Annotated in this window: 21 protein-coding genes; 8 read left to right on the forward strand and 13 right to left on the reverse strand. The window is 68.7% G+C overall.

Annotation, left to right across the window (positions count from 1 at the left end; translation table 11 throughout):
* Positions 1–5: 5 nt before the first annotated feature.
* Entirely contained in the window at positions 6–2,108 is a 2,103-nt protein-coding gene (locus ACWDV4_RS29090) for an ATP-dependent DNA helicase (protein ID WP_449985310.1), read from the reverse strand.
* A 238-nt stretch (positions 2,109–2,346) separates the two neighbouring features.
* Here ACWDV4_RS29090 and ACWDV4_RS29095 point away from each other — a divergent pair, with 238 nt between their 5' ends.
* From ACWDV4_RS29095 to ACWDV4_RS29110, 4 genes are all read left to right on the forward strand, one after another.
* Entirely contained in the window at positions 2,347–2,850 is a 504-nt protein-coding gene (locus tag ACWDV4_RS29095; protein ID WP_449985227.1) for a DUF402 domain-containing protein, read from the forward strand.
* A gap of 301 nt (positions 2,851–3,151) precedes the next feature.
* Positions 3,152–3,778: a DUF47 domain-containing protein gene (locus ACWDV4_RS29100; protein WP_184535536.1), complete on the forward strand. Its 627-nt coding sequence runs from the start codon at positions 3,152–3,154 to the stop codon at positions 3,776–3,778.
* A 4-nt stretch (positions 3,779–3,782) separates the two neighbouring features.
* The gene (locus ACWDV4_RS29105; protein WP_449985231.1) at positions 3,783–4,790 is read left to right on the forward strand and encodes an anion permease; all 1,008 of its coding nucleotides are present in this window, start codon (positions 3,783–3,785) and stop codon (positions 4,788–4,790) included.
* A gap of 285 nt (positions 4,791–5,075) precedes the next feature.
* On the forward strand, positions 5,076–7,259 hold the full coding sequence (locus ACWDV4_RS29110) for a protein kinase domain-containing protein (protein ID WP_449985234.1): 2,184 nt from the start codon (positions 5,076–5,078) through the stop codon (positions 7,257–7,259).
* A 14-nt stretch (positions 7,260–7,273) separates the two neighbouring features.
* Here ACWDV4_RS29110 and ACWDV4_RS29115 read toward each other — a convergent pair whose 3' ends face one another.
* Entirely contained in the window at positions 7,274–8,242 is a 969-nt protein-coding gene (locus ACWDV4_RS29115; protein WP_449985235.1) for a Gfo/Idh/MocA family protein, read from the reverse strand.
* Positions 8,243–8,413: 171 nt separating this feature from the next.
* On the opposite strand from ACWDV4_RS29115, the gene ACWDV4_RS29120 reads away from it, so the two are divergent.
* A complete protein-coding gene (locus tag ACWDV4_RS29120) occupies positions 8,414–9,211 on the forward strand; it encodes an NUDIX hydrolase (RefSeq protein ID WP_449985313.1) in 798 nt (265 codons plus the stop codon).
* 25 nt (positions 9,212–9,236) lie between these two features.
* On the opposite strand, the gene ACWDV4_RS29125 is transcribed toward ACWDV4_RS29120, so the two are convergent.
* Both ACWDV4_RS29125 and ACWDV4_RS29130 read right to left on the reverse strand, forming a co-directional pair.
* A complete protein-coding gene (locus tag ACWDV4_RS29125; protein WP_449985238.1) occupies positions 9,237–9,902 on the reverse strand; it encodes an alpha/beta fold hydrolase in 666 nt (221 codons plus the stop codon).
* Positions 9,903–10,000: 98 nt separating this feature from the next.
* Positions 10,001–11,224, reverse strand: a complete 1,224-nt coding sequence (locus ACWDV4_RS29130) for a YbfB/YjiJ family MFS transporter (protein WP_449985241.1) — start codon at positions 11,222–11,224, stop codon at positions 10,001–10,003.
* Between ACWDV4_RS29130 and ACWDV4_RS29135 the strand changes: the two genes are divergently transcribed.
* Entirely contained in the window at positions 11,215–11,952 is a 738-nt protein-coding gene (locus ACWDV4_RS29135; protein ID WP_449985242.1) for a TetR/AcrR family transcriptional regulator, read from the forward strand. The two genes, ACWDV4_RS29130 and ACWDV4_RS29135, sit on opposite strands and share 10 nt — an antisense overlap.
* A 464-nt stretch (positions 11,953–12,416) precedes the next feature.
* On the opposite strand, the gene ACWDV4_RS29140 is transcribed toward ACWDV4_RS29135, so the two are convergent.
* Positions 12,417–12,638 carry a winged helix-turn-helix domain-containing protein gene (locus ACWDV4_RS29140; RefSeq protein ID WP_449985244.1) on the reverse strand — a complete coding sequence of 74 codons (222 nt, stop codon included), beginning with the start codon at positions 12,636–12,638 and terminating at the stop codon, positions 12,417–12,419.
* Positions 12,639–12,958: 320 nt separating this feature from the next.
* On the opposite strand from ACWDV4_RS29140, the gene ACWDV4_RS29145 reads away from it, so the two are divergent.
* Entirely contained in the window at positions 12,959–13,291 is a 333-nt protein-coding gene (locus ACWDV4_RS29145; RefSeq protein ID WP_449985247.1) for a DivIVA domain-containing protein, read from the forward strand.
* A gap of 104 nt (positions 13,292–13,395) precedes the next feature.
* The gene (locus ACWDV4_RS29150) at positions 13,396–13,665 is read left to right on the forward strand and encodes a hypothetical protein (protein WP_449985250.1); all 270 of its coding nucleotides are present in this window, start codon (positions 13,396–13,398) and stop codon (positions 13,663–13,665) included.
* 89 nt (positions 13,666–13,754) lie between these two features.
* Here the strand turns inward: ACWDV4_RS29150 and pstB are convergent, their stop codons facing one another.
* From pstB to ACWDV4_RS29190, 8 genes are all read right to left on the reverse strand, one after another.
* Positions 13,755–14,531 (reverse strand): phosphate ABC transporter ATP-binding protein PstB, encoded by a 777-nt coding sequence (gene pstB / locus ACWDV4_RS29155; RefSeq protein WP_449985252.1) that lies wholly within the window; start codon positions 14,529–14,531, stop codon positions 13,755–13,757.
* A 20-nt stretch (positions 14,532–14,551) separates the two neighbouring features.
* Positions 14,552–15,622, reverse strand: a complete 1,071-nt coding sequence (gene pstA / locus ACWDV4_RS29160) for a phosphate ABC transporter permease PstA (protein ID WP_449985254.1) — start codon at positions 15,620–15,622, stop codon at positions 14,552–14,554.
* A 5-nt stretch (positions 15,623–15,627) separates the two neighbouring features.
* Positions 15,628–16,680, reverse strand: a complete 1,053-nt coding sequence (gene pstC, locus ACWDV4_RS29165; RefSeq protein ID WP_449985257.1) for a phosphate ABC transporter permease subunit PstC — start codon at positions 16,678–16,680, stop codon at positions 15,628–15,630.
* 70 nt (positions 16,681–16,750) lie between these two features.
* Positions 16,751–17,845, reverse strand: coding sequence for a phosphate ABC transporter substrate-binding protein PstS (gene pstS, locus ACWDV4_RS29170; RefSeq protein WP_449985260.1), 1,095 nt, complete (start codon positions 17,843–17,845; stop codon positions 16,751–16,753).
* Positions 17,846–18,118: 273 nt separating this feature from the next.
* Positions 18,119–19,081: a mycothiol synthase gene (gene mshD, locus ACWDV4_RS29175; protein WP_449985263.1), complete on the reverse strand. Its 963-nt coding sequence runs from the start codon at positions 19,079–19,081 to the stop codon at positions 18,119–18,121.
* Positions 19,082–19,181: 100 nt separating this feature from the next.
* Positions 19,182–20,096, reverse strand: coding sequence for a polysaccharide deacetylase family protein (locus tag ACWDV4_RS29180; RefSeq protein ID WP_449985317.1), 915 nt, complete (start codon positions 20,094–20,096; stop codon positions 19,182–19,184).
* Positions 20,097–20,462: 366 nt separating this feature from the next.
* Positions 20,463–21,218 carry a winged helix-turn-helix transcriptional regulator gene (locus ACWDV4_RS29185; protein ID WP_449985265.1) on the reverse strand — a complete coding sequence of 252 codons (756 nt, stop codon included), beginning with the start codon at positions 21,216–21,218 and terminating at the stop codon, positions 20,463–20,465.
* 194 nt (positions 21,219–21,412) lie between these two features.
* Entirely contained in the window at positions 21,413–21,802 is a 390-nt protein-coding gene (locus tag ACWDV4_RS29190; protein ID WP_449985325.1) for a hypothetical protein, read from the reverse strand.
* Positions 21,803–21,806 lie beyond the last annotated feature (4 nt).

Consider the following 21,806-nt stretch of genomic DNA (forward strand, 5'->3'; position numbering starts at 1 on the left):
GACGATCACTCGCGGCCCAGCCGCTCCAGGGCGCCGCGCGCGACCTCCGGCCGGGTCGTGTACCAGAACGGCGGCAACGAGCGGCGCAGGAACGCCCCGTAGCCGCGCGCGGTCTCCAGCCGGGAGTCGAGTACCGCCACCACACCCTTGTCGCTGGTGGCACGGATGAGCCGGCCGACGCCCTGGGCCAGTCGGATCGCGGCGATCGGCACGCTGATCGCTGCGAACCCGGACCCGCCGGCCGAGTCGACCGCCGCCGAGCGCGCCGCCGCCAGCGGCTCGTCCGGGCGCGGGAAGGGCAGTCGGTCGATGACCACCAGTTGGCAGGAGTCACCCGGCACATCCACCCCCTGCCAGAGCGACATCACCCCGAACAGGCAACTCGACCGCTCCTCCCGGAACCGACGGACGAGCAACGGCAGCGCCTCCTCACCCTGAAGCAGCACGGGCAGGTCGGTACGGGCGCGGAGCAACTCCGCCGCCTGCTGCGCGGCCCGTCTTGAGGAGAAGAGCCCGAGGGTACGGCCACCGAGCGCTTCGACCAGCGCCAGCAACTCCTCACCGGCCGGCTCGGGCAGGCCGGACGCGGCCGGCCGGGGCAGATGCGCCGCCACGTACAGGATGCCCTGCCGGCCGTAGTCGAACGGCGACCCCACATCCAGCGACCGCCACCCCGGCCCCTCGTCGGCCCCCGGGTCGGCCTCCTTCTCCCGTGTGGCTGCCTTCCCGGACGGGGTCGCCTTCGTCGTACGCGAGGCGGCTCCGCCAGCAGCGGTCGAGGCGGCTTTGCCTACAGCGGTCGAGGCGGCCAGCGCCGCCGCAGCCGGGGACGGGTCGGGCGCAGGTGGTGCCTCCAGCCCGAGTGCCCGCGCCACCGTGTCGAACCGGCCGCCGAGGGTGAGCGTGGCGGAGGTGGCGACGACGGTGCGCTCGTCGTACAGGTGGGTGGCGAGCGTGCCCGCGACGGAGAGCGGGGCGACCACCAGGGCCCGGCGCCCGGTGCCGCCGATCTCGGTCTTCTCGACCCAGGCCACGTCGTGCTCGGCCTCCTCCAGTAGGCGTTGGGCAGTGCTGGACAGCTCGTCCAGCACCGCCTTGGCCTGCTGCTTGCGTACCGGGTCCGGGTCGTCGGACTTGATGTCGCCGATCTCGTCGAGTGCGGTCCGGGTGGCGGCGTCGAGCAGCGTGCAGGCCTCCTGCAACGGGGTCGGTAGCCCGGTGACGAGCCGGCCAGCGGTCGCCTCGGTCAGCCCGACCGAGAGCGCGTCCCCGGCCTCGGTCAGCAGCTCGGCGGTCTCGGGCCGCAGCACCGGGCGGGCCCGACGCGCCGCCCGGTCGATCGCCTCCGGGGTGAGTTCGGCCTGGGCGGCCGAGGAGACCCGGTCGGCCAGTTCGTGGGCCTCGTCGACCACCAGCAGCTTGTGCGGCGGCACGATGTGCCGGCCGGCGAGCATGTCCACGGCGAGCAGACTGTGGTTGGTCACCACGATGTCCGCCTCTCGGGCGCGCGCTCGGGACGCCTCGGCGAAGCATTCGTCGCCGTACGGGCAGCGGGCCGCGCCGACGCACTCGCGGGCCGGCATCGACGCCAGCCGCCAGGCCTGTTCGTCCACCCCCGGGTCGAGTTCGTCACGGTCGCCGGTCTCGGTCTCCAGGGCCCAGTCCCGCAGTCGCTGGATCTGCTTGCCCAGCCGCCCCGCCTCACCGAGCCATTTCGTACCACCTTGTGACGATGTCTCGAAGAGGGTGTCCGCTGGCTCATCCTCTGTGGAATTGTCCAGCCGGGCCAGGCACAGATAGTGGTGACGACCCTTCAGGACCGCGAACGTGGGGCGGCGGCCCAGTACCGGCTCGACGGCGTCGGCCAGCCGGGGCAGGTCGTGCTCGACGAGCTGCGACTGGAGGGCCAGCGTGGCGGTGGAGATCACCACCGGGCCGTCCACGGTGAGTGCCGGCGCCAAGTAGGCGAGGGACTTTCCGGTGCCGGTGCCGGCCTGTACTAGGAGATGGTCGCCGGAGGCGATGCACTCCTCGATCGCCGTGGCCATCTGCTGCTGTCCTGGCCGGGCCGCGCCACCGGGGACCGCACCGACGGCGGCGGTGAGCAGCTCGCTGCTGGTGGGGCGGTCTGCGCGGCGGCGGCGGGCACCCTTGGCGGCCCCGGGCCGGGGCTGGTTGACGGTGCTGGTGGCGGTGGTCGGCGCGGTCACCCTGCGACGGTACCGGGCCGTCCTGACAGGGCCGCGCTCATCCGTTAGGAGGGGGCCCTTCCTATACAGAATCCGATAACAAGGGGCCCTTCCTTCAGGGCGGCCAGGAGTGGCGGGGATCGGTTAGGGTGCGGGAATGCCGAGTGATGTGGTGCGAGTCGTCTACCGCAAATACGACGGCACCCAGCACCGGGACTACCCGGCCCGCCGACTCGCCGAGGACGATCTGGGCGTCTGGCTCGGAGTCGCCAAGGGGACGGAGTCGATCTATCACGGTCGACCGTCGGTGGAGATGATCCCGTTCGTGTTGCTGGTGCCACACGACGCCTGGTGGACCGGGATGTTCAACCCGCCGCCGAGGACCAGTGAGGTCTACTGCGACATCGCCAGCCCGGCCCGGTGGGAGGGGGACACCGTCCACCTGGTCGACCTCGATCTTGACGTGGTACGGCGTCGGAACACCGGCGTGGTGGAGCTGCGCGACGAGGACGAGTTCGCCGAGAATCGGGTTCGGTTCGGCTACCCAGATGATCTCGTTGAGAAGGCCGAGGCGGCAGCAGCCTGGCTGCACGGCGCGCTGGGCGATGGCACCGAGCCGTTCGCCAGCGCCTACCGGAAGTGGCTTGCCCTGGTTGCCTGACCGGCACCAGATCTACCGACTGTCTGACCTATGACCTTCCGTCTGACCGTCGGCGGGCGATCCGGTCTGCAGTCACCCCGCCGCGTCCTCAAATGATCTTAAATTCGGGCAGTCGGATCTTCGGCTTCCGTCCCGCGGACCGGGTCGGCAGGCTTAGATGAACGTTAGGTGAACGATGGGTTAATCGGTTTTGACCAGGGGTAGGCCGCAGGAATCGCAGTTTTTGCGTTCCCTAGCATCACCCGAGGCAGGCTCCTCATATGGCCCGTCCCCCGTCCACCGACGCAACGAGGTCCGACCCGTGAAGTTTTCCTTCCGCCCCACCGAGGGCGCCTTCTACGAGCTCTTCACCAGGGCCGCGAAGAACCTGGTGCGGGGTACCGAGCTGCTCAACGAGCTGGCCCTGCCCGGAGTCGACGTGCAGTCGGTGAGCGAGCGGCTGACCGAGGTCGAGCACGACAGCGACCAGATCACCCACGAGCTCTACAAGAAGATCAACTCCACCTTCATCACGCCGTTCGACCGGGAGGACATCTACCGGCTCGGCTCGCTGCTCGACGACGTGATGGACCACCTGGAGGCGGTCGGCAACCTGCTCTACCTCTACGGCCTCACCAAGCTGCCCTCCCTGCCCCGGGAGATGCACGAGCTGGTCAACGTACTGGACCAGCAGGCGCGACTCACTGCCGAGGCGATGCCCCGGTTGAAGTCGATGAAGGATCTTGAGGACTACTGGATCGAGTGCAACCGGCTGGAGAACGAGGGCGACCAGGCCTACCGGATGTTGCTGGTCCGGCTCTTCTCCGGCGAGTACGACGCGCTCACCGTGCTGAAGATGAAGGAGGTCGCCGACGAGCTGGAGGCCGCCTGCGACGCCTTCGAGCACGTGGCCAACACGGTCGAGACCATCGCGGTCAAGGAGTCCTGAGTTCGTGGACGCCACTCTCATCGCCGTCATCGCGGTGATCATCGCGGCGATGGTGTTCGACTACACCAACGGCTTCCACGATGCGGCGAACGCCATCGCCACCAGCGTGTCGACCCGAGCCCTCACCCCGCGCCGCGCGCTCCTCCTCGCTGCCGTCGGTAACTTCATCGGCGCGCACTTCGGCGCCGGAGTAGCCAAGACCGTCGGCGACGGTCTGGTGACCCTGCCCACCGGGGTGGAGAGCCTGGGCGTGGTCTTCGCCGGAGTCGTCGGTGCCATCACCTGGAACCTGATCACCTGGTACTTCGGTCTGCCCTCGTCGTCCTCCCACGCCCTCTTCGGTGGCCTCGTCGGAGCGACCCTCTTCGCCGCTGGTGGCGTCATCCAGTGGATGAACATCGTCGAGAAGGTCATCCTCCCGATGGTGGTCTCGCCGGTGGTCGGCCTGGTCCTGGGCTACCTGGTGATGCTCGCCATCCTGTGGCTGTTCCGAAAGGGGAACCCGGGCAAGCTCGGTCGGGGCTTCCGCTGGGCGCAGACCGCCTCAGCCGCCGCCATGGCGGTCGGGCACGGTATGCAGGACGCCGCCAAGACCATGGGCATCGTCGTGCTGGCCCTGTACACCGGTGGCTACCAGAGCGACAAGGGTCACATCCCGGAATGGGTGTTCTGGACCTCGGCTGCGGCGCTCGCGCTCGGGACGTACGCCGGTGGTTGGCGGATCATCCGTACCCTGGGTCGGAAGATCATCGACCTCGGGCCGGCCGAGGGCTTCGCGGCCGAGACCGTGGCCAGCGCGGTCCTCTACTTCAACGCCCTGGTGCTGAAGGCGCCGATCTCGACCACCCACACGATCACCTCCGCGATCATGGGTGTCGGGGCGACCAAGCGGCTGTCGGCGGTGCGCTGGAACGTGGCTGGCAACATCCTGATCGCCTGGATCACCACGTTCCCGGCGGCGGCCCTGATCTCCTGTATCGCCTACTTCATCGTCCGCCCGATCTTCGGCTGAGCGTTTTTCCCTCAACCGCATCCGATCCACGCTAAGAGCGGCCATCCCTGCTGAGGGTGGCCGCTCTTAGCGTTGCGGGAGGCGCGCCTGGCTGAGGGTGGCCGCTCCTAGCGTTGCGGGAGGCGCGTCGTGGGGCGGGACCTGCGGGTGGCCGCTCTCACTGCCGCAGGGACCGTCGTACGCGCCCCTGCGGCCGAACGCCAGCGGCCTTTCCGCGTCCGATTGTCGCGTTTCCGCTAGCTGCCGAGGCATGAGGTTGATTGGCGCGCAGGTACCGTACTCGCTGTGTCCAACGGTCCACAAAGCTTGGTCGCCGGTCGGTACCGGCTGGTTAGTCCCCTCGGACAGGGTGGCATGGGACGGGTCTGGCTGGCCCGCGACGAGATGCTCCGCCGGGATGTAGCGATCAAGGAACTGGTGCCGCCACCAGGTCTGACTGACGACGAGCGGCGTGAGATGCGCGAACGCTCCCTGCGCGAGGCGCGGGCGATCGCACGGCTCGACCAGAGCAACGTGGTGCGGATCTTCGACGTGCTGCATGCCGACGGTGAGCCATGGATCGTGATGGAGTTCGTCCCATCCCGATCGCTGCAGGCGGTGCTGACCGAGAACGGCCCGCTGCCGCCGGCCGAGGTGGCAAAGATCGGCCTGGCCGTGCTCGCCGCGCTGCGCGCCGCCCACCGGGCCGGACTGCTGCACCGGGATGTCAAGCCGGGTAACGTGCTGCTCGCCAATGATGGCCGGGTGGTGCTGACCGACTTCGGGCTGGCCACCGCGCCCGACGACCCGAGCATGACCCGAACCGGGGTCGTGCTCGGCTCACCCTCGTACCTGGCGCCGGAGCGGCTCACCGACTACGTCATCGGCCCCGCATCCGACCTGTGGTCGCTCGGCGCGACGTTGTACGACGCCGTGGAGGGCAAACCGCCGTACGCGCGGTCGTCGGCGGTGGCGACGGTGACCGCCATCGCAACCGAACTGCCGCCCCCGCCGAAGCACGCGGGCGCGTTGACCCCGGTGCTGGCGGGGCTGCTGCGCAAGGACCCGAGCCAGCGGATCGATGCCGACGAGGCCGAACGACTTCTGCGTCAGGCGATCACCGAGCAACCGTCCCCGGCGTCCGCATCGGCACCGGGAAGCGCGGCACCGGGAAGCGCGGCACCGGGAAGCGCGGCACCGGGAAGCGCAGTGCCATCAAGCGCGGGACTGGCAGGCGCAGCACCGGAGGGCGTGCCGGCGCGGAGTGCGGTGCCGCAGAGTGCGGCCGCGGTAAGGGCGTCGCAGGAAGAGTCGACACAGGGGCGGCCCGTTGGCCCGGCCTCGCCGGCTCAGGAGCCAGCCCGGACCCCGGCCGCCAACGCCGCCGCAGCCACCGCCAACGCCACCGCGAAGAAGCGGAAGTACGGCTGGCTGATCGCCGCCGCCGTCGTGGCGGTGGGCCTTGTCGGTGTCATCGCGGTGCAACCGCTCATCAACAAAGCCGGGGCCGACGACGTCAAGCAGGATCCGGTGTTCAACACGTCGATGTCGACGACCTCCATGGCGAGGCCTGGTTGGCACTACTACACCCAGGATCCCAGCTTCTCGGTGCCGGTCCCGGATGGCTGGCAGCAGCTTCGCGACGGTAGGCGCGTCGAGTTCCGCGAACTGGACGGCCGTCGGGTGTTAACCGTCGAGGCACTCGGCGCACCCAAAGCTGATCTCCTCGCGGACGCCCGGTCCGCAGAGGCAGCGGACCGCGAGTCCGGGAAATATCCAACGTACGAACGGGTCCACCTCCGCGAGGTGAACTACCGGACGCGGGCGGTGGACCGCGAATGGACGTACGCCGATTCCGGTGGGACCCGGATGCACGCCCTCAGTCGCACCTTCGTCGCCGAGAACGGCCAGGCATACAAGATCCAGTGGATCACGCCGGACGGCGCGTGGGCAGCCGGGCAGCATGATCTCGCACTGATCCTGGATGGCTTCCGCGTGCAGCAGGCACCGGTGTCACCGAGCGCAGGATCGACCCTCGCCGGACCGACCAAGAGCGCTCCGACCAAGACGCCGAGCACCACCAAGGGCAGCACGCTGGCATCGCCCCGGTACACCGGCCGACCCATCATCAACAATGGCAGCGGCAAGTGCATCGATGTGCCCGACAGCAATCCGAACACCACCGCCGAGATCCAGATGTGGGACTGTCACGGCGTTGATGGCGAGAAGTTCACTCTCGGCGCGAACCATAGTGTGCGAGTGCTGGGCAAGTGCCTCGAACTCAGAGGCACCAGCAACGGATCCAAACTGCGGATCGCCACCTGTACGGGCAGCGACATTCAGAAGTTCACCCTGAACACCGCCAGCGACCTGGTCAGCCTCGGCCCGATCAAGTGTGTCGAACCGACTGACGGCAACCCGGGCAACGGTGTCTGGCTGCAGATCGTGGACTGCAACGGCCGCGACCACCAGAAGTGGCACCTTGGCTAAGGCGGAGCCTCTCGCTAGGGGTAGGTGACGCCGACCTGCTCGCGTATAGCGTCCAGCAGCCCCATCACCTCCAGGGTGGCCGCGTGCGGCACCAGCGGACTCTCCTGTAGCCCCGCCGCGAGGCAGCGCTGCACCTCGGCCGCCTCGTACTGGTAGCCCCCGCCGACCAGCGGGTCAGCGAAGATCTCCGGCTCGGTGTCGGCTCGGTGCAGGGTTAACTCTGCGGGCCGGAAGAACAGGCTGGGCAGTTCGATCCGGCCCCGGGTGCCGGTGATCGTGGCGACCTGCGGCGTCGCGCCGAGCATGCCGCAGGTCAGCGAGGCGAGCGCGCCCGAGTCGTACCCGAGGATGATCGCGGTGTTCTCGTCGATCCCCTCGGGGCTGAGCTTTGCCCAGGCCCGCACCTGGTCGGGTACGCCGAGCAGCAGGTGGGCCAGGCTGACCGGATAGATGCCGAGGTCCAGCAGCGCGCCGCCGCCCAGCGTCCGGCTCCGCAGCCGATGTTCCGGCGGGAACGGCCCGGCCAGGCTGAAGTCGGCGGCGACGGTGGTCACCTCGCCGATCGCGCCGTCTGCGATCAACTCCAGCATGCGCAGGATGACCGGGTTGCAGCGCATCCACATCGCCTCCATCAGGAAGACGTCGTGGACGCGGGCCGCCTCGACCAACTCCATGCTGCTCGCCCGGTCCAGGGTCATCGGCTTTTCGCACAGCACCGCCTTGCCGGCCATCAGGCAGGTCAGAGCCGCATCGTGGTGGGCGATGTGCGGGGTGGCGACGTACACGACGTCGAGGTCCGGGTCGGCGGCCAGCTCGGCCCACGATCCGTACGCCCGGGGGATGTCGTGCCGGTCGGCGAACGCCCGCGCCGCCTCGGCGGACCGGGAGCCGACCGCGACGACCTCGGCGTCCGGGAGCAGGCGGAGATCTTCAACGAAGCGCGCGGCGATGTTGCCGGTGGCCAGGATGCCCCAACGTGTCATGCCGGCACGCTAGCCGAGAGCGCTCCCAAGACACTAGGGCGACTGAGCCGGGCGAGTGCGAACCAAGCTCGCGCCCACGCGCTAGCGGGCGCTACGGCGAACTAAACTCGCGGGATGACGATCCGCGACTGGGCCACAGCGCTCGACTGGGCCAGGGCCCCGGCGCCGCTGATCGAGCACGCCCGCCGTTTCCGTGCCGAGGGTGGTGTGCCAGCACCCGCGAAGGTGGCCGCCACCGTCCTGCTGCTGCGGCCCGCCGCCACCACCGGCTTCGAGGTGTACGTCATCCGCCGGGTCGCCGCGATGGTCTTCGGAGGCATGTACGCGTTCCCGGGTGGCGGGGTGGACCCGTCCGACTCGCAGGTACGCCTCGACTGGTCCGGGCCTTCGCCGGCAGCCTGGGGTGAGCGGTTGGCGTTGGAGCCCAGCGCGGCCCAGGCGGTGGTCTGCGCGGCAGCCCGGGAGGTCTTCGAGGAGGCGGGCGTCCTGCTGGCCGGCCCAGCAGCCGACACGGTCGTCGGCGACGTCAGCGGGGACGACTGGGAGGCGGCCCGTTCGGCGCTGGTCAAGCGGCAACTGCACTTCGCCGACCTGCTCGCCGAGCGGGGGTTGACGCTCCGCTCCGACCTGCTGGTGCCGTGGAGCCGGTGGATCACCCCGGAGTTCGAGCCGCGCCGCTTCGACACGTACTTCTTCGTGGCGTTGCTGCCCGAGGGGCAGCGGACCCGGGACGTCTCCGGCGAGGCCGACCACACGATGTGGATCAGGCCGGAGGAGGCGTTGGCCCGGGCCGCCGCCGGGGAGATCGCCATGCTGCCACCGACCATGCTGACCCTGGCCGAGGTGGCCGCCTGCGGGGATCTGTCCGCCGTACCGGCGGCAGCCGCCGAGCGTGACCCCGCCAAGCCGATCATGCCCCGCCTGGAGTTCCCCGCCGACGGCAGCGAGCCCCGCTTCCTCCTCGACTGATCATCACGGTGGGGCCACCGTGCGGTCAGGCGACCTCAAGCAGAATCTTCAACAGGTCGTCGGCTGCGTCCCGCATGAGGTTGTGCCCACCGTCCAGTGCATGCACCGTCCACGAGGGATCTTTTCGCAGTCGCTGGTAGAAGGGGGTGAACGGGGACTCGCCGGCCCATCCCGCCGCGTACACGTAGACCTTGCGCTGGACATGCTCGAGGTCGCTGGTCAGCTGTACCGGTTGGAGTAGCGAGGCGAGCGGGTGCGGTGTGGCCCGCGCGTCGAAGAATGGCAACGTCCGGACCGCATAACCGTTCTCCACGACATCCAGGTACCACCGCCGCTCGTTGTCGGAGACCAGCGCCCAGCAGGAGTCGCCGTTCGCCGGCACCACGGCGTCCAGGTACACCAGCGAGTTCACCCGCTCGGGCATGCGGTCGGCCACTGCGGTGATCACCATTCCCCCGTAGCTGTGGCCGACCAGCACCGCATCCTCGATCCTCTCGGCCGCGAGCACGCCAGTCACGTCCTGGACATGCGTTTCGAGGTTTACTCCGGCGTGTAGCAGATGGCTGTGTTCGCTGATGCCGGTCAGCGTCAGCGGATAGACCCGGTGCCCCTGGGCGCGGAGTTGATCGGTGAGTTCCGCAAAAGACCAGCCGCCATGACACATGCCGGGGATGAGGACAAAAGTTGCCACGATCGTGCTCCTTGTCGTTGTTGAACTGTTTCTCGAACGCGGCTGAGCTGTCTCGGGCCGCGTGGGGATTGCGAATGAAAGATCAAGGGACAGTGGCCTCAGGTGCCCGCCAGCGGGGCCGGGTCGTGTGCCGTGGTAGTCGCGGAGGGCGGGAACGGCCTGCGGCCACGGTGACGGGAACGGCCTGCGGCCACGGCGATCAGGGCCGCCCCAGCGCACAGAATCGCAGTCCAGGCCACGGTAGCGGCGGTCGACGTGTGATCGGCGACGATGCCGGCGATCCAGGGGCCAGCGGTTTGACCGACCGCGAACAGCATGGTGAAGGTAGCCAGGGTGGCGGTCCAGTCGGCGGGCGGGGTGTTGGCCCGGATAAGCGCGGTGACGGCGGCGGGAACGCTCATGAACGTGGCCCCGTAGACGATCGCTGAGGCGAGGATGACCGGCGGTGTGGGCGCCACCAGCGCCAGCGCCGCTCCGCCGGCCAGGACGCCGAGCAAGGTGGCCAGGGCCCGGGTGCTGGGCCAGTGGGTGGCCGGCCGGCTCCACAGGGCGGGTGCCACCACGACGGCCAGACCCAGCGCCGTCCAGGTGAGCACCACCTGCCCGGTCGAGGCGTGCCGGTCGACAAGGTAGGCCGACAGGAAAGTGATGTAGGTGATGTAACCCGCGGCGAACACCAGGTAGGCCAGCGCGATTCCCCACAGTGGGCGTACTCGTGACCGTCCGGCGGTGGCGTCCGACGCGTCGTGGTCCGTACCTGCGGCGCGCCAGCTGACCAGCGTTGCCACACCAGCGGCGATACCCAGGCCGACCCAGGCGAGGCGCCAGTGGTCCCCGAACGCCGGGATGGTGGTGCCGCTGATGACGATGCCCAATCCGGTGCCCGCGAAGTACACGGTGATGGGCACGCCGGAGGTGACCCGGGCGGCGATCCGTGCCGCGATGACCCCGCCGGTGATGAACACCATTGCCCCACCAACCCCGGCCGCGGCTCGGGTGGTCAGCAGTAACAGGTAGTTGTCGCCGGCCGTGGCAGCCAGCGCCAGTGCGGTGAGGACCATGCCCCAGCGGAAGGCGGCGGCGGTGCCCAATCGGCCGACGATGGGGGCGGTCACCAGCGCGCCGAGAAGGTAACCGAGCCCGTTGGCGGTGCTCATTGCCCCAGCTTCGGCCAGAGTCCAGTGCAGGTCGTCACGCATGGCCGGTAGGAGCAGTCCGTACGCGAAGCGCGCGAGCCCGAGCGCCGAGGCTGTGCCCAGGGCCAGTCGCGCGGCCTGCCATGCCGCCTGCCATGCCGCCTGACGAAGGACCAATGACCTCATCGGTTCTGCGCCAGTGGGGTCGATCGGTCGATAACGAGAAGGTCTGGCATGACAGGCTCTCCAGAGATCGAACCGATCGGTACGATCCAGATGTTAGCAGTTTGATCGAACTGATCGGTACCATCCCTGTTATGCCAGTCGCCAAGGGCTCGACGATCGATCCGGAGCGCACCCGCGCCACCATCCTCGAAGCGGCCACCCCCGTGCTGTACGAGCGTGGGCTCGACGGCATCGGTGTCGCCGAACTATGCACCCGGATCGGAATATCCAAGGAAACGCTCTACCGACACTTCGGCACCAAGGACGCGCTCGTGCAGGCCGTGCTGGAGGCGCGCAGCGACCGGGTGGTGACCTGGCTGACCATTGCCGTCGCGGCAGCCGGAGAGGACCCAGCCGACCAACTCGGCGCGATCTTCGACGCGCTTCAACAGTGGTACGACGAGCCCGTCTTCCGCGGCTGCGCGATGCTGAACGCCGCTGCCCAGCACCATATCGAGGCGGTACGTGCCATCACCGCGCGTCACTTGGAGCGCTATCTCGAACTCCTCACCGGCATCGCCAGCCGCGCCGGAGCCGCCGATCCGTACCTCCTGGGGCGGCAGTTGCTCATGCTGGTGGAGGGTGCGACCGTCGTCGCCGCACATCACGACACAGTCGACGCTGGCGACCATGCTCGACGCGCCGCGCTCACCCTATTGTCGGCCGCTCGAACCGGCCGCAAGAACTGACGCATCGCTAACCGACTGGACCTCCGCCTATGCGAGCGTCGATGTCTCACTTGACGTTGTGTTCTGCGGCGGCATGCCACCAATCAGGCGGGGTTGGCCCGGTAACGGCCGCGGTCGGTTGGCTGGGATGTAGCCCGAGACGGCGAAGTGCGGCGGCCTGGATGCGGACGTCGAACCAGCCGTGCCAGTGACCGTCGAGGCCGATGCCGCAGGCATGATTCCAGCAGACCTCGCTCGGCTCGAAGGGCATCCAGTCGATGCCCCGGTCACGTAGTCAAGCGCGGGCGGCGGCCATTGGTCGCAGACAGCCTGGCGTGTTCTCGTAGGCCGCGATGGTGACCCAATCGGCATTCGAGGTGTTCATGGCGTTCATGATGCCTGCTCTGGTCAGCCCGCGTTAAGGTCCCGCGTCCGGTGTCGTCGAGGAGGCGAGTTGTGGACGGGCCCCATCAGCCGCCGCCCGACTAGCCACGCTCCTTCACGTACACCCCGACGCCGGGAAGTGTCTCCGTGAGCCCTTTTGCGCGGAGATTCTGCATGGCCCGGTCGATGACCGGCTCGGTTACGGCGTAGTGCTTGATCAACTCGCGACGGCTGGGCAGCTTCGCTCCTGGCGCGAACTCTCCCGCCGCGATGCGCTCTTCCAGGTCGTCAGCGATTTCTTCATATCGGTAGCGCGGTGGCATGTGATCCCTCCGGTCGGCTTTTCTAGGGAATCACCCACCACCAGCTCTTGGCTACCCAACGCTAGCCGTGGGTGCTTGAGTTAAGCCCTTCGGTCGGCAAACCAGTGGGGCCTCGCGGTAAGTGCCCCGGCTGCGCGACGTAGGGATCCGTAGCCGGGGTCTGCCTGGTGAACCGGCGTGGAACGGAGGTGACCCAGTGGCGCTGACCACGACTGATGAGTACCTGGAACTCTCGCCGAGGGCGGTCACCTGATGGTGACCCGTCGATAGAACACGACTCGATCTATCTCCCGTCACGCGTAGTCGAAAGGCAGATTCCCGTGCGACGTCTCGTCGAACGGCTCTTCGGCCGTTGTCGTCCCGCCCGGCACCGACGAGCCGACGGAGCTTCGTACCGCTCGCGGTTCTGCGTACCCCTGGATCCGGGCGATGTGCGGAGCCGGCGGTTTCGGCGGGCCCGGCTGGGTCGGCGGGGCGTCGACCCTGACGAGGTGCGGGCCTTCCTCGACCGGGTCGCCCTCGAACTGGCGTACGCCCAGGAATCAGCCCAACAGGCTCGCCGCGACAGCCAGCGGATCAAGGACGCGCTCCGTTGCTGGCAGTCCGCGCAGGCCGATTCCGTGCCCGGACCAGCTCTGTTGCCGTACCGCTGAATGAAGCTGCGGTGGCAGGGCAGGGCGGGGCGGGTCCGTCCGCAGCCGGCGGTGGGACGGACCCGCCCCTTCCAGGCCATGATGTCAACCGAGAGGTGACCCTGGTGACCAGCGCAGATGCGACCGGCTACCGCTATCTGATCCAGGTTCCGGTGGTCGCCGAGGATCTGCCGACCGCCGTACGCGTCGCGCGTGTCATCGCCCGCTCGCTCAGTTTCCACAACCTGGTCGAATGCGACGCCACCGTCGTCGTCACCGTCGAGGATCCGGCGGTACGGCATCCCGCGTTCTGTCCGCGCCAGTTGCCCACCGGTCGACGCTGTCTGCTCCGCCCCGACCATGATGGGCCGTGTACCCGGCGGCTGCCCCGCTGAGCCGCCCCGCTGAGCCGCCCCGGCTTTGGGGTGTTAGGAAGGGGCCCTTCCTCTACAAAAAGCGATAAGAAGGGGCCCTTCCTTACACCTCAGCCGAAGCGGCCGGTGATGTAGTCCTCGGTCTTCTTGACGCTCGGGTTGCTGAAGATCTTCTGGGTGTCGTCGTACTCGATGAGTCGACCGGGGTCGCCGGTGCGCTCGATGGAGAAGAACGCCGTACGGTCGGAGACCCGGGCCGCCTGCTGCATGTTGTGCGTGACGATGATGATCGTGAACCGGTCCTTCAACTTGAACATCAGGTCCTCGATCGCCAGGGTGGAGATCGGGTCGAGTGCCGAGCAGGGCTCGTCCATGAGGACCACCTGCGGCTCGACCGCGATCGTCCGGGCGATGCAGAGCCGCTGCTGCTGACCACCGGAGAGGCTGGCACCCGGCTTGCCCAGCCGGTCCTTCACCTCGTCCCAGAGGTTGGCCGCCCGCAGCGCCTTCTCGGCCGCCTCGGAAAGCACCGACTTCTTCTTCACACCGTTGAGCCGCAGCCCGGCGACCACGTTGTCGAAGATGGACATCGTGGGGAACGGGTTGGGCCGCTGGAAGACCATGCCGATGGTGCGCCGGACCGCCGTGACGTCCACGTCCCGGTGGTAGATGTCCTGGTCGTCGATGGTCAGGCTGCCGTCGACCCGGGCCCCGGGCAACACCTCGTGCATCCGGTTGATGGACCGGAGGAAGGTGGACTTGCCGCAGCCCGAGGGGCCGATCAGGGCGGTGACCGTCTTCGGCTCCACGGTCAGGTTGATGTTCTCGATCGCCTTGAACGAGCCGTAGTAGGCGGTCACATTCGTTGCTTCGATGCGCTTGGCCATGATTGCGTTACCTCCGATGATCAGCGGCTCAGCCGGTTACGGCGGGCCAGCAGCTTCGCCGCGATCGTCAGGATGAGGACGAGGGCGACCAGGGTGAGCGCCGCCGACCAGGCCCGGTCGGGCGCGTACTTGGAGGCGTCTCCGGCCTGCTGGTAGACGAAGAGCGCCAGGGACGACTGGTTGTTCTCGAACGGGTTGAAGTTGATCGCCGCGCCGCCGCCGGCGACCAGCAGCACGGGCGCGGTCTCGCCGGCCGCGCGGGCGATGGCCAGCATCACTCCGGTGACGATGCCGGGCAGCGCGGTGGGCAGCACGATCCGCAGGATCGTCTTCCACTTCGGCACCCCCAGGGCGTACGCCCCTTCGCGTAGCGGCGCCGGCACCAGGCGCAGCATCTCCTCGGTGGAGCGCACGATGGTTGGCAGCATCAGCACGCTCAACGCCAGCGCGGCGGCGAAACCGGAGTAGCCGGGCCGGCCGTCGTTGAAGACGGGCGTCACGATCAGCACCCAGAAGGCGAGTACGAAGAGCCCGGAGACGATGGACGGGATGCCGGTCATCACGTCCACGAAGAATCGGATAGCGGAGGCGAACCGGCCCCGGCCGTATTCGACGATGTAGATCGCGGCGGCGATGCCGAGCGGCACGGTGATCAGCGCGGCGATGGCGACTTGTTGCAGGGTGCCGACGATCGCGTGGTACGCCCCGCCGTTCGCATCCCGCGCCCCGATGTTGTTCATCGAGGTGAGGAAGAAGTTGGCGTCGAGTCGGGCGGCACCTTGGCTGACCAGGGTCCAGACCACTGAGGCCAGCGGCAGGACGGCCAGCACGAAGGCGGAGTGGATCAGCGCGCTCCAGATGCGGTTGCGAGCCTGCCGTCGGCCTTCGACCGCGTAGCTGGCGGCGTAGAGGCCGACCAGGTAGAGCAGCGCACCGAGGACGACGACCAGCACCGGGCCACCGATGTCGGTGCCGTAGACGATGCCGGCCGAGGTGGCCAGTGCGGCCACCGCGACCCCCAGGAAGGCGGGTACGGGCAGCCGGCGGGCCCGGAGGTCGGCGGTCGGCGCCTGCAAAGAGCTAGTGGTCATGGTGGTCATGCGGCGGACTCCGTGAACTCCCGGCGGCGGTAGAGGATCGCCCGCGCGGTGATGTTGACGATCAGCGTGATGGCGAAGAGCACCAGGCCGGAGGCGATGAGTGCGCCGCGCCCGACGTCGTTGGCTTCGCCGAAGGCGTTGGCGATGTTGGCGGCGATGCTGTTGCCGCCGTTCTCGATGAGGTTGACCGAGATGCCGAAGGTCATGTTGAGGGTCAGCGCCAGGGCGATGGTCTCGCCCAGCGCCCGGCCCAGCCCGAGCATCACGGCGGCGACCACACCGGGCCGCCCGTACGGCAGCACGGCGGTGCGGATCATCTCCCACCGGGTGGCCCCCAGGGCGAGCGCGGCCTCCTGGTTGGCGGTGGGGGTCTGGAGGAACACCTCCCGGGACAGGGAGGTGACGATCGGCAGCACCATGATCGCCAGGACCAGTGAGCCGAGCAGGACGGACCGGCCGAACGGGCCGTCGCCACCGAAGATCGGCAGCCAGCCGAAGTGCTGGTTCAACCAGGCCGAGAGGTCGCGTACCGGCTGGTAGAGGACCTCCCGGCCCCACAGGCCGAAGACCACGCTCGGTACGGCGGCCAGCAGGTCGATCAGGAACCCGAGGCTGATGCCGATCCGGCGGGGGGCGTAGTGGGTGAGGTAGAGCGCGATGCCCAGCGCCACCGGTACGGCCATCAGCAGGGCCAGTGCGGCGGAGAGCACCGTCCCGAAGGCCAACGCCCCGATGCCGAACTTCGGCTCGGGGTCGTTGGGGAACCAGCCCTGGAAGGTGAAGAAGTTGACGGTGTTGGCCTGCAACGCCGGGACCGCTCGGGCGACCAGGAAGACCGCGATGGCCACAATGATGGCCAGTACGGTGGCACCTGCGGCCAGGGTGACGATCCGGAAGGCCCGCTCGGCCCCGAAGGCCCGGTGCCGGGGCAGCGCCCCGCCCCCGCCCAGCCCGCCAGGGGTCGGATCACCACCGCCCAGCCCGTTGGGAGCCGGCTCATCGGGCGGATCAGGGGTCACGATCGTGGCCGCGGGTGCGTTGTCGCCCATCTGCGCTCGCTTAGGTTGACGAAGGTATGGGTACGGGGACTGCCGCGACGAGGTCGAGGCTGGGGACGCTTCAGGAGATGTTCTTGACCGCGGTCTCGACCTTGGCCCGTACCGACTCGGGCAGCGGGGCGTAGCCCAGCTCGGTCAGCTCCGCCTGCCCGGCGGTGCTGGCGGCGTGCGTAAGGAAGCCCTTGACCAGCGGCAGCTTGTCGGCGGGGAGGCCCTTGCTGCACACGATCTCGTAGGTCACCAGGACGATCGGGTAGGCCCCGGCCTCCTTGGTGTTGTAGTCGATCGACAGCTGGAGGTCGTCGCCCTCGCCGGTCAGCTTCGCCCCGGCGACGGTCTTGCCGGCCGACTCGGCGGTCAGCGCGGCGAACTCGCCCGCCCCGTTGCCGACCTTGGCCATCTTCAGGGCCGAGTTCTCGGCGTACGACCATTCGACGTACCCGATGGCACCGTCGGCCTGCTTGACCGCGCTGGCCACACCGTCGGAGCCCTTGGCGCCGGTGCCGCCGGGGGCCTTCCACGCCTTGGCCTTGCCGAAGGTCCAGTCGGCCTCGGCGGTCTTGGCCAGGAAGTTGGTGAAGTTGTCGGTGGTGCCGGACTCGTCGGAGCGGTGCACCGCCTGGATGGTGGTGGACGGCAGCTTGGCACCGGGGTTGTCGGCCTGGATCGCCGCGTCGTCCCACTTGGTGACCTGGCCAGCGAAGATCTTCGCCAGGGTGGCCGGCTTGAGCTGGAGGTTGTCCACGCCGTTGAGGTTGTAGACGATGGCCACCGGGCCGATCACCATCGGCAGGTGGATGGCCTTGCCACCGACGCACTTCGCGTCGGCCTTGGGCTGCTCATCCTCCTTGAGTACGGAGTCGGAGCCGGCGAAGTCTGCGGTGCCCGCGATGAACGCCTGGATGCCCGCGCCGGAGCCGGAGGCCTCGTAGTTGATCGTGGTGCCCTGGCACTGCTGCTGGTACGCCTTGATCCATTCGGCGACGGCGTTCTTCTGCGCGGACGAGCCCTGCGCGTTGAGCGTGCCGGTGGCGCAGTTGGCGGAGCTGGTGGTCGAGGACCCGGTGGGCTCGTTGTTGTCGGAGCCGCACGCGCTGAGGGCGAGCGTCGCAGTCAGAGCGAGGCAGGCGAGTGTGCCGTGCCGCTGGAGCTTCACCTGAGGTGTTCCCTTCACATGGACGGAAGCGCCGGGATCCCTGAGCATCCCGGGAGCCGACTGTCGAACCGGCTAGTAGGGAAGTTAGGAGTGCCAGGTAGCCGGCTTGCCGGTCACAAGTGAACGGAGGGTGAACAGGTGCAGCCGGGTAGGTAACCACCAGCTGAGGGTGAGTTGTCCGTTTCGTGAACTAAAAAATCTTTCGCTGTCCGCTGTCCGCTGTCCGCTGTCCGCGAGTCGTGGTCAGTGGTCAGCGGCCCGGTCGCCAGCGAGTCACGGCCTGCGGTAGCCCACGTCGATCGACCGGCGGGCGAAGCCGAGCCGGGTGTAGAGACTCACCGCCGAGGTGTTCGACTCGTCGACGTAGAGCATGGCCCGGGTCAGCCCTCGGTCGCGTAGATGAAGCAGGCCGGCGGTGGTGAGCGCGCGGCCCAGTCCCAGCCCGTGCGCGTCCGGCTCGACGCCCACCACGTACACCTCGCCGATTGGTTCGGACCCGTCGGTGCGGTGCACCTTGGTCCAGTGGAAACCGAGCATCCGCCCGGTGGCATTCTCGGTGGCCACCAGGAAGCCGGCCGGGTCGAACCACGGCTCGGCCATCCGGGCGTGCAGGTCGGCCAGCGTCCACCGGCCCTGTTCCGGGTGGTTGGCGAAGGCCCGTCGGTTGACCGCCACCCAAGCTTCGTCATCCGCGCCGGGGTGGAAGGCGCGGATCGATGTTCCTTCGGAGAGCCGGGGCTCGGGTAGCGGGGTGGACAGCGGCAGGCGCATCTGCCACAGCGCGCGGACCCGCTCGAAATCCAGGTCGAGTGCGAGGGCGGCGGCCGACGGGTGGTCGCCGTGCGCCCAGACGTACAGCGGTCCGCCAGCGTGCGCGGTGGTTGCGGTGACCAGTGCGCGGCCGAGACCACGACGGCGATGCGCCGGGTGTACGACCAACTCGGCCGCCGCCTCAGCGATGGTGGTCGGCTCGGCGGCGGCCGTACCAACCGGCTCAGCGGCGATGGTGGCGGGTTCCAGATGGGCGTACCCGGCCAGTTGGTCATCCGAGCCGTGGATCAGCAGATGGGTGCCGTGGCCCTGGCGGAGCTGGAGCAGGGTGTGCTCGGAGAACGGGTTCGCCCCGTCGGCGTCGGCAGCCGCTTCGGCCAGCGCCAGGACCTTGCGGACTAGGTCGTCGGTCAGCTTTCCGACGACTCCAACCTGGACACTTGCCGAAGCGGCTGCGCTGGTCATTCCGTTACGGTAGCCCGTATCCATGGCCTGCTCGCCAGTGATTTGCGGCCAATCTGGAAGCGCGGCGGCGGTGGGGACTCGAAGAGATGCCGTACCTCCGCTATTCCGCCACGACGCGGGCCTGGGTGGGCAGCGCTTCGAGATAGAAGCGTTGCAGCAGGTTGGGCAGGATTGCGTACAGCGCGGCCATGGTGTCGCGACGGTCGCCACCGGCATCGTGCATCAGCACGATGGCACCGGCACTGGTGCTGCCGGTCACGGTATTCACGATGCTGCTGGCGCCCGGCATCGTCCAGTCCCGGGGATCCACCGTCCAGTGCAGTGGGGTCATGCCGAGTTCGACGGCCACTTGAGCCACCCCGGAGGTCCAGTTCCCACCCGGTTGCCGGTAGTAGCCGATGCGGGCATCCGGTACGGCGGCTCGGATCGCCTCGTTGGTGCTGAGCAGATCCGCCTCGATCTTCTGCCGCGAACGGGCACCCAGACCGACGTCGTGGCTCCACGAGTGGTTGCAGAGGGTGTGTCCATCCGCGACGATCGCGCGCACCAGCTCGGGGTGGGCTTGGGCGTTCTGCCCGACCAGGCAGAAGGTCGCCTTGACCCCGTAGTAGCGCAGCAGGTCGAGGGCCTCTGGCGTGTATTGCGGGTCGGGACCGTCGTCGAAGGTGAGTGCCACCTTCCGGGTACCGGTGGTCATCCGGCTACCGAACGGGCCCTCCTCCTCCAGCGGTAGTGGCAGACCGAAGGCGGCCGTGTCCGGGTTGGGGGAGGGGGTCCGGCTCTCCTGCGGGGACGGCGTGGGGCTGGGCGACTCCGGTTCGGCGTCGTGGGTTGGGGGGTCGTCGCTGACGACATCGTCGGGCGGCTCGGTCTGCGATCCGATGGTCGCCGTACGGGCCTGGCGCTGGTTGTTCGGGCTGTGGTTGAGGCCGAGCGCGTAGCCCCCGATCAGGATCAAGACCAGGAGCATGGTGGCGACGCTGAGGACGCGTACGGCGGAGACCCTGGCCGCCATCAAACTGCCCACAGTCTGTTGTTGGTTACCGCTGTCCGACCGGTTACCTCTGTCCGGCTGGCTGCCTCTGACCGGCTGGCTGCCTCTGACCGGCTGGCTGCCTCTGACCGAGCCGGGCCGTTCGTTGTCGACGACGCCACCATTGCCCCCTTCGCCCCCTTCGCAACGTTCCTGAGCCGCCAGGATATGTGCGCATTTCGGCTATAAGGGAAGCTTTCTAGCATTCATCCCCATTCGCTAACGCGACCCAGTGACGGGGAGGTGGCAGACGACAGAACGCCACCCGGGCGGTCGCCCGAGCGGCGTCTGACTGGTGTGGGACAGAGTGTGGACGGGTGGGGGTCGGCTCTGCGCGAGGCGGTGCCCTCAGATCGGCAGTCGGGCCCCGTTGGCGGGCCGCGGCGTGGAGGAGGTCGAACTGCCTGCGGATTCGGCGTCGGCCAGGGACCGGGACGACGGTAGGACGAACTTGTAACCCACCTGGCGAACCGTGCCGATCATCGACTCGTACTCGGAGCCGAGCTTGGCGCGTAGCCGACGTACGTGCACGTCGACCGTACGCGTGCCGCCGAAGTAGTCGTAGCCCCAGACTTCGCGCAGCAACTGGTCGCGGGTGAAGACCCGACCCGGATGCTGGGCGAGGAACTTGAGCAGCTCGAACTCCTTGTAGGTCAGGTCGAGCGGTCGGCCCTTCAGTTTGGCGGCGTAGGTGTCCGGGTCGATGGTCAACTCGCTGGCCCGGATCAGCCCGCTGGCCCCGGCGGTCGCACTGTTGAGCCGCCCGACGGTCAGCCGCAGCCGTGCCTCGACCTCGGCCGGCCCGGCTCCGGTGAGGATCACGTCGTCCACGCCCCAGTCGGCGTTGAGGGCGATCAGACCCGCCTCGGTGACCACCGCGATCAGCGGTACGCCGAGACCGGTGGAGTGCAGCATCCGGCAGGTGGCGCGGGCATCGCTGAGTTCCGAGCGAGCGTCCACCAGTACGGCGTCCGGGCTCGGCCCGGACACGAGGGTGCGGACGTCGCGCGGAGCGGTACGCACCGAGTGGGGAAGCAGGTCAAGGGCCGGGAGTACGGCCGAAGGCTCGGCTGCCCGCGCGGTAACCAGTAGTAGGAGCTCCACGCAATCACCTCCGTCCCGGCGGCGAGGCCGCACGGTGGCCAGCGGAGTTCCGGCTTCGCGGGGGACCGCTGGAGACTGGTGTCGATCCCGGCGTCACTGACGGGCAAGTCGGGCTGAGCTTAACCGATTGTCAGGCCACCCCAGTGGCGAGTAGTCGCTCTTGTCACTTTTGGCGAATTTGGTCCGCTAGGTTTTTACGTCGTGGAAACCGTGGCGGGCGCGTTGCCCGTCCGGTCTGGCACGATCAGGGCGTGCACCCCTCGATGCCCCCCGAGACCGGTCGCGACTCTTGGGGCGACCGCAGCCGGCCCGGACCACCCGGTCGCGATCGGCCCGGCCCGCCCGGCCAGGACCGGTTCGGACCGCCCGGCCAGGACCGGTTCGGACCGCCCGGCCAGGACCGGCCGGTACCACCAGGTCATGATCGGCCCGGACCGCCTTTCGGTAATCGACCCGCACCGGCTGGCGGTGACCGGCGCGGACCGCATGTTGCTGATCGGCCCGGACCGGCTAGCGGCGATCGCCCCGTACCGCCAGGCCATGACCGCCCCGGGCCGCATGTTGGCGACCGGCCTGGCCCGCATGTTG

The organism is Micromonospora sp. NPDC003197 (assembly GCF_053590565.1).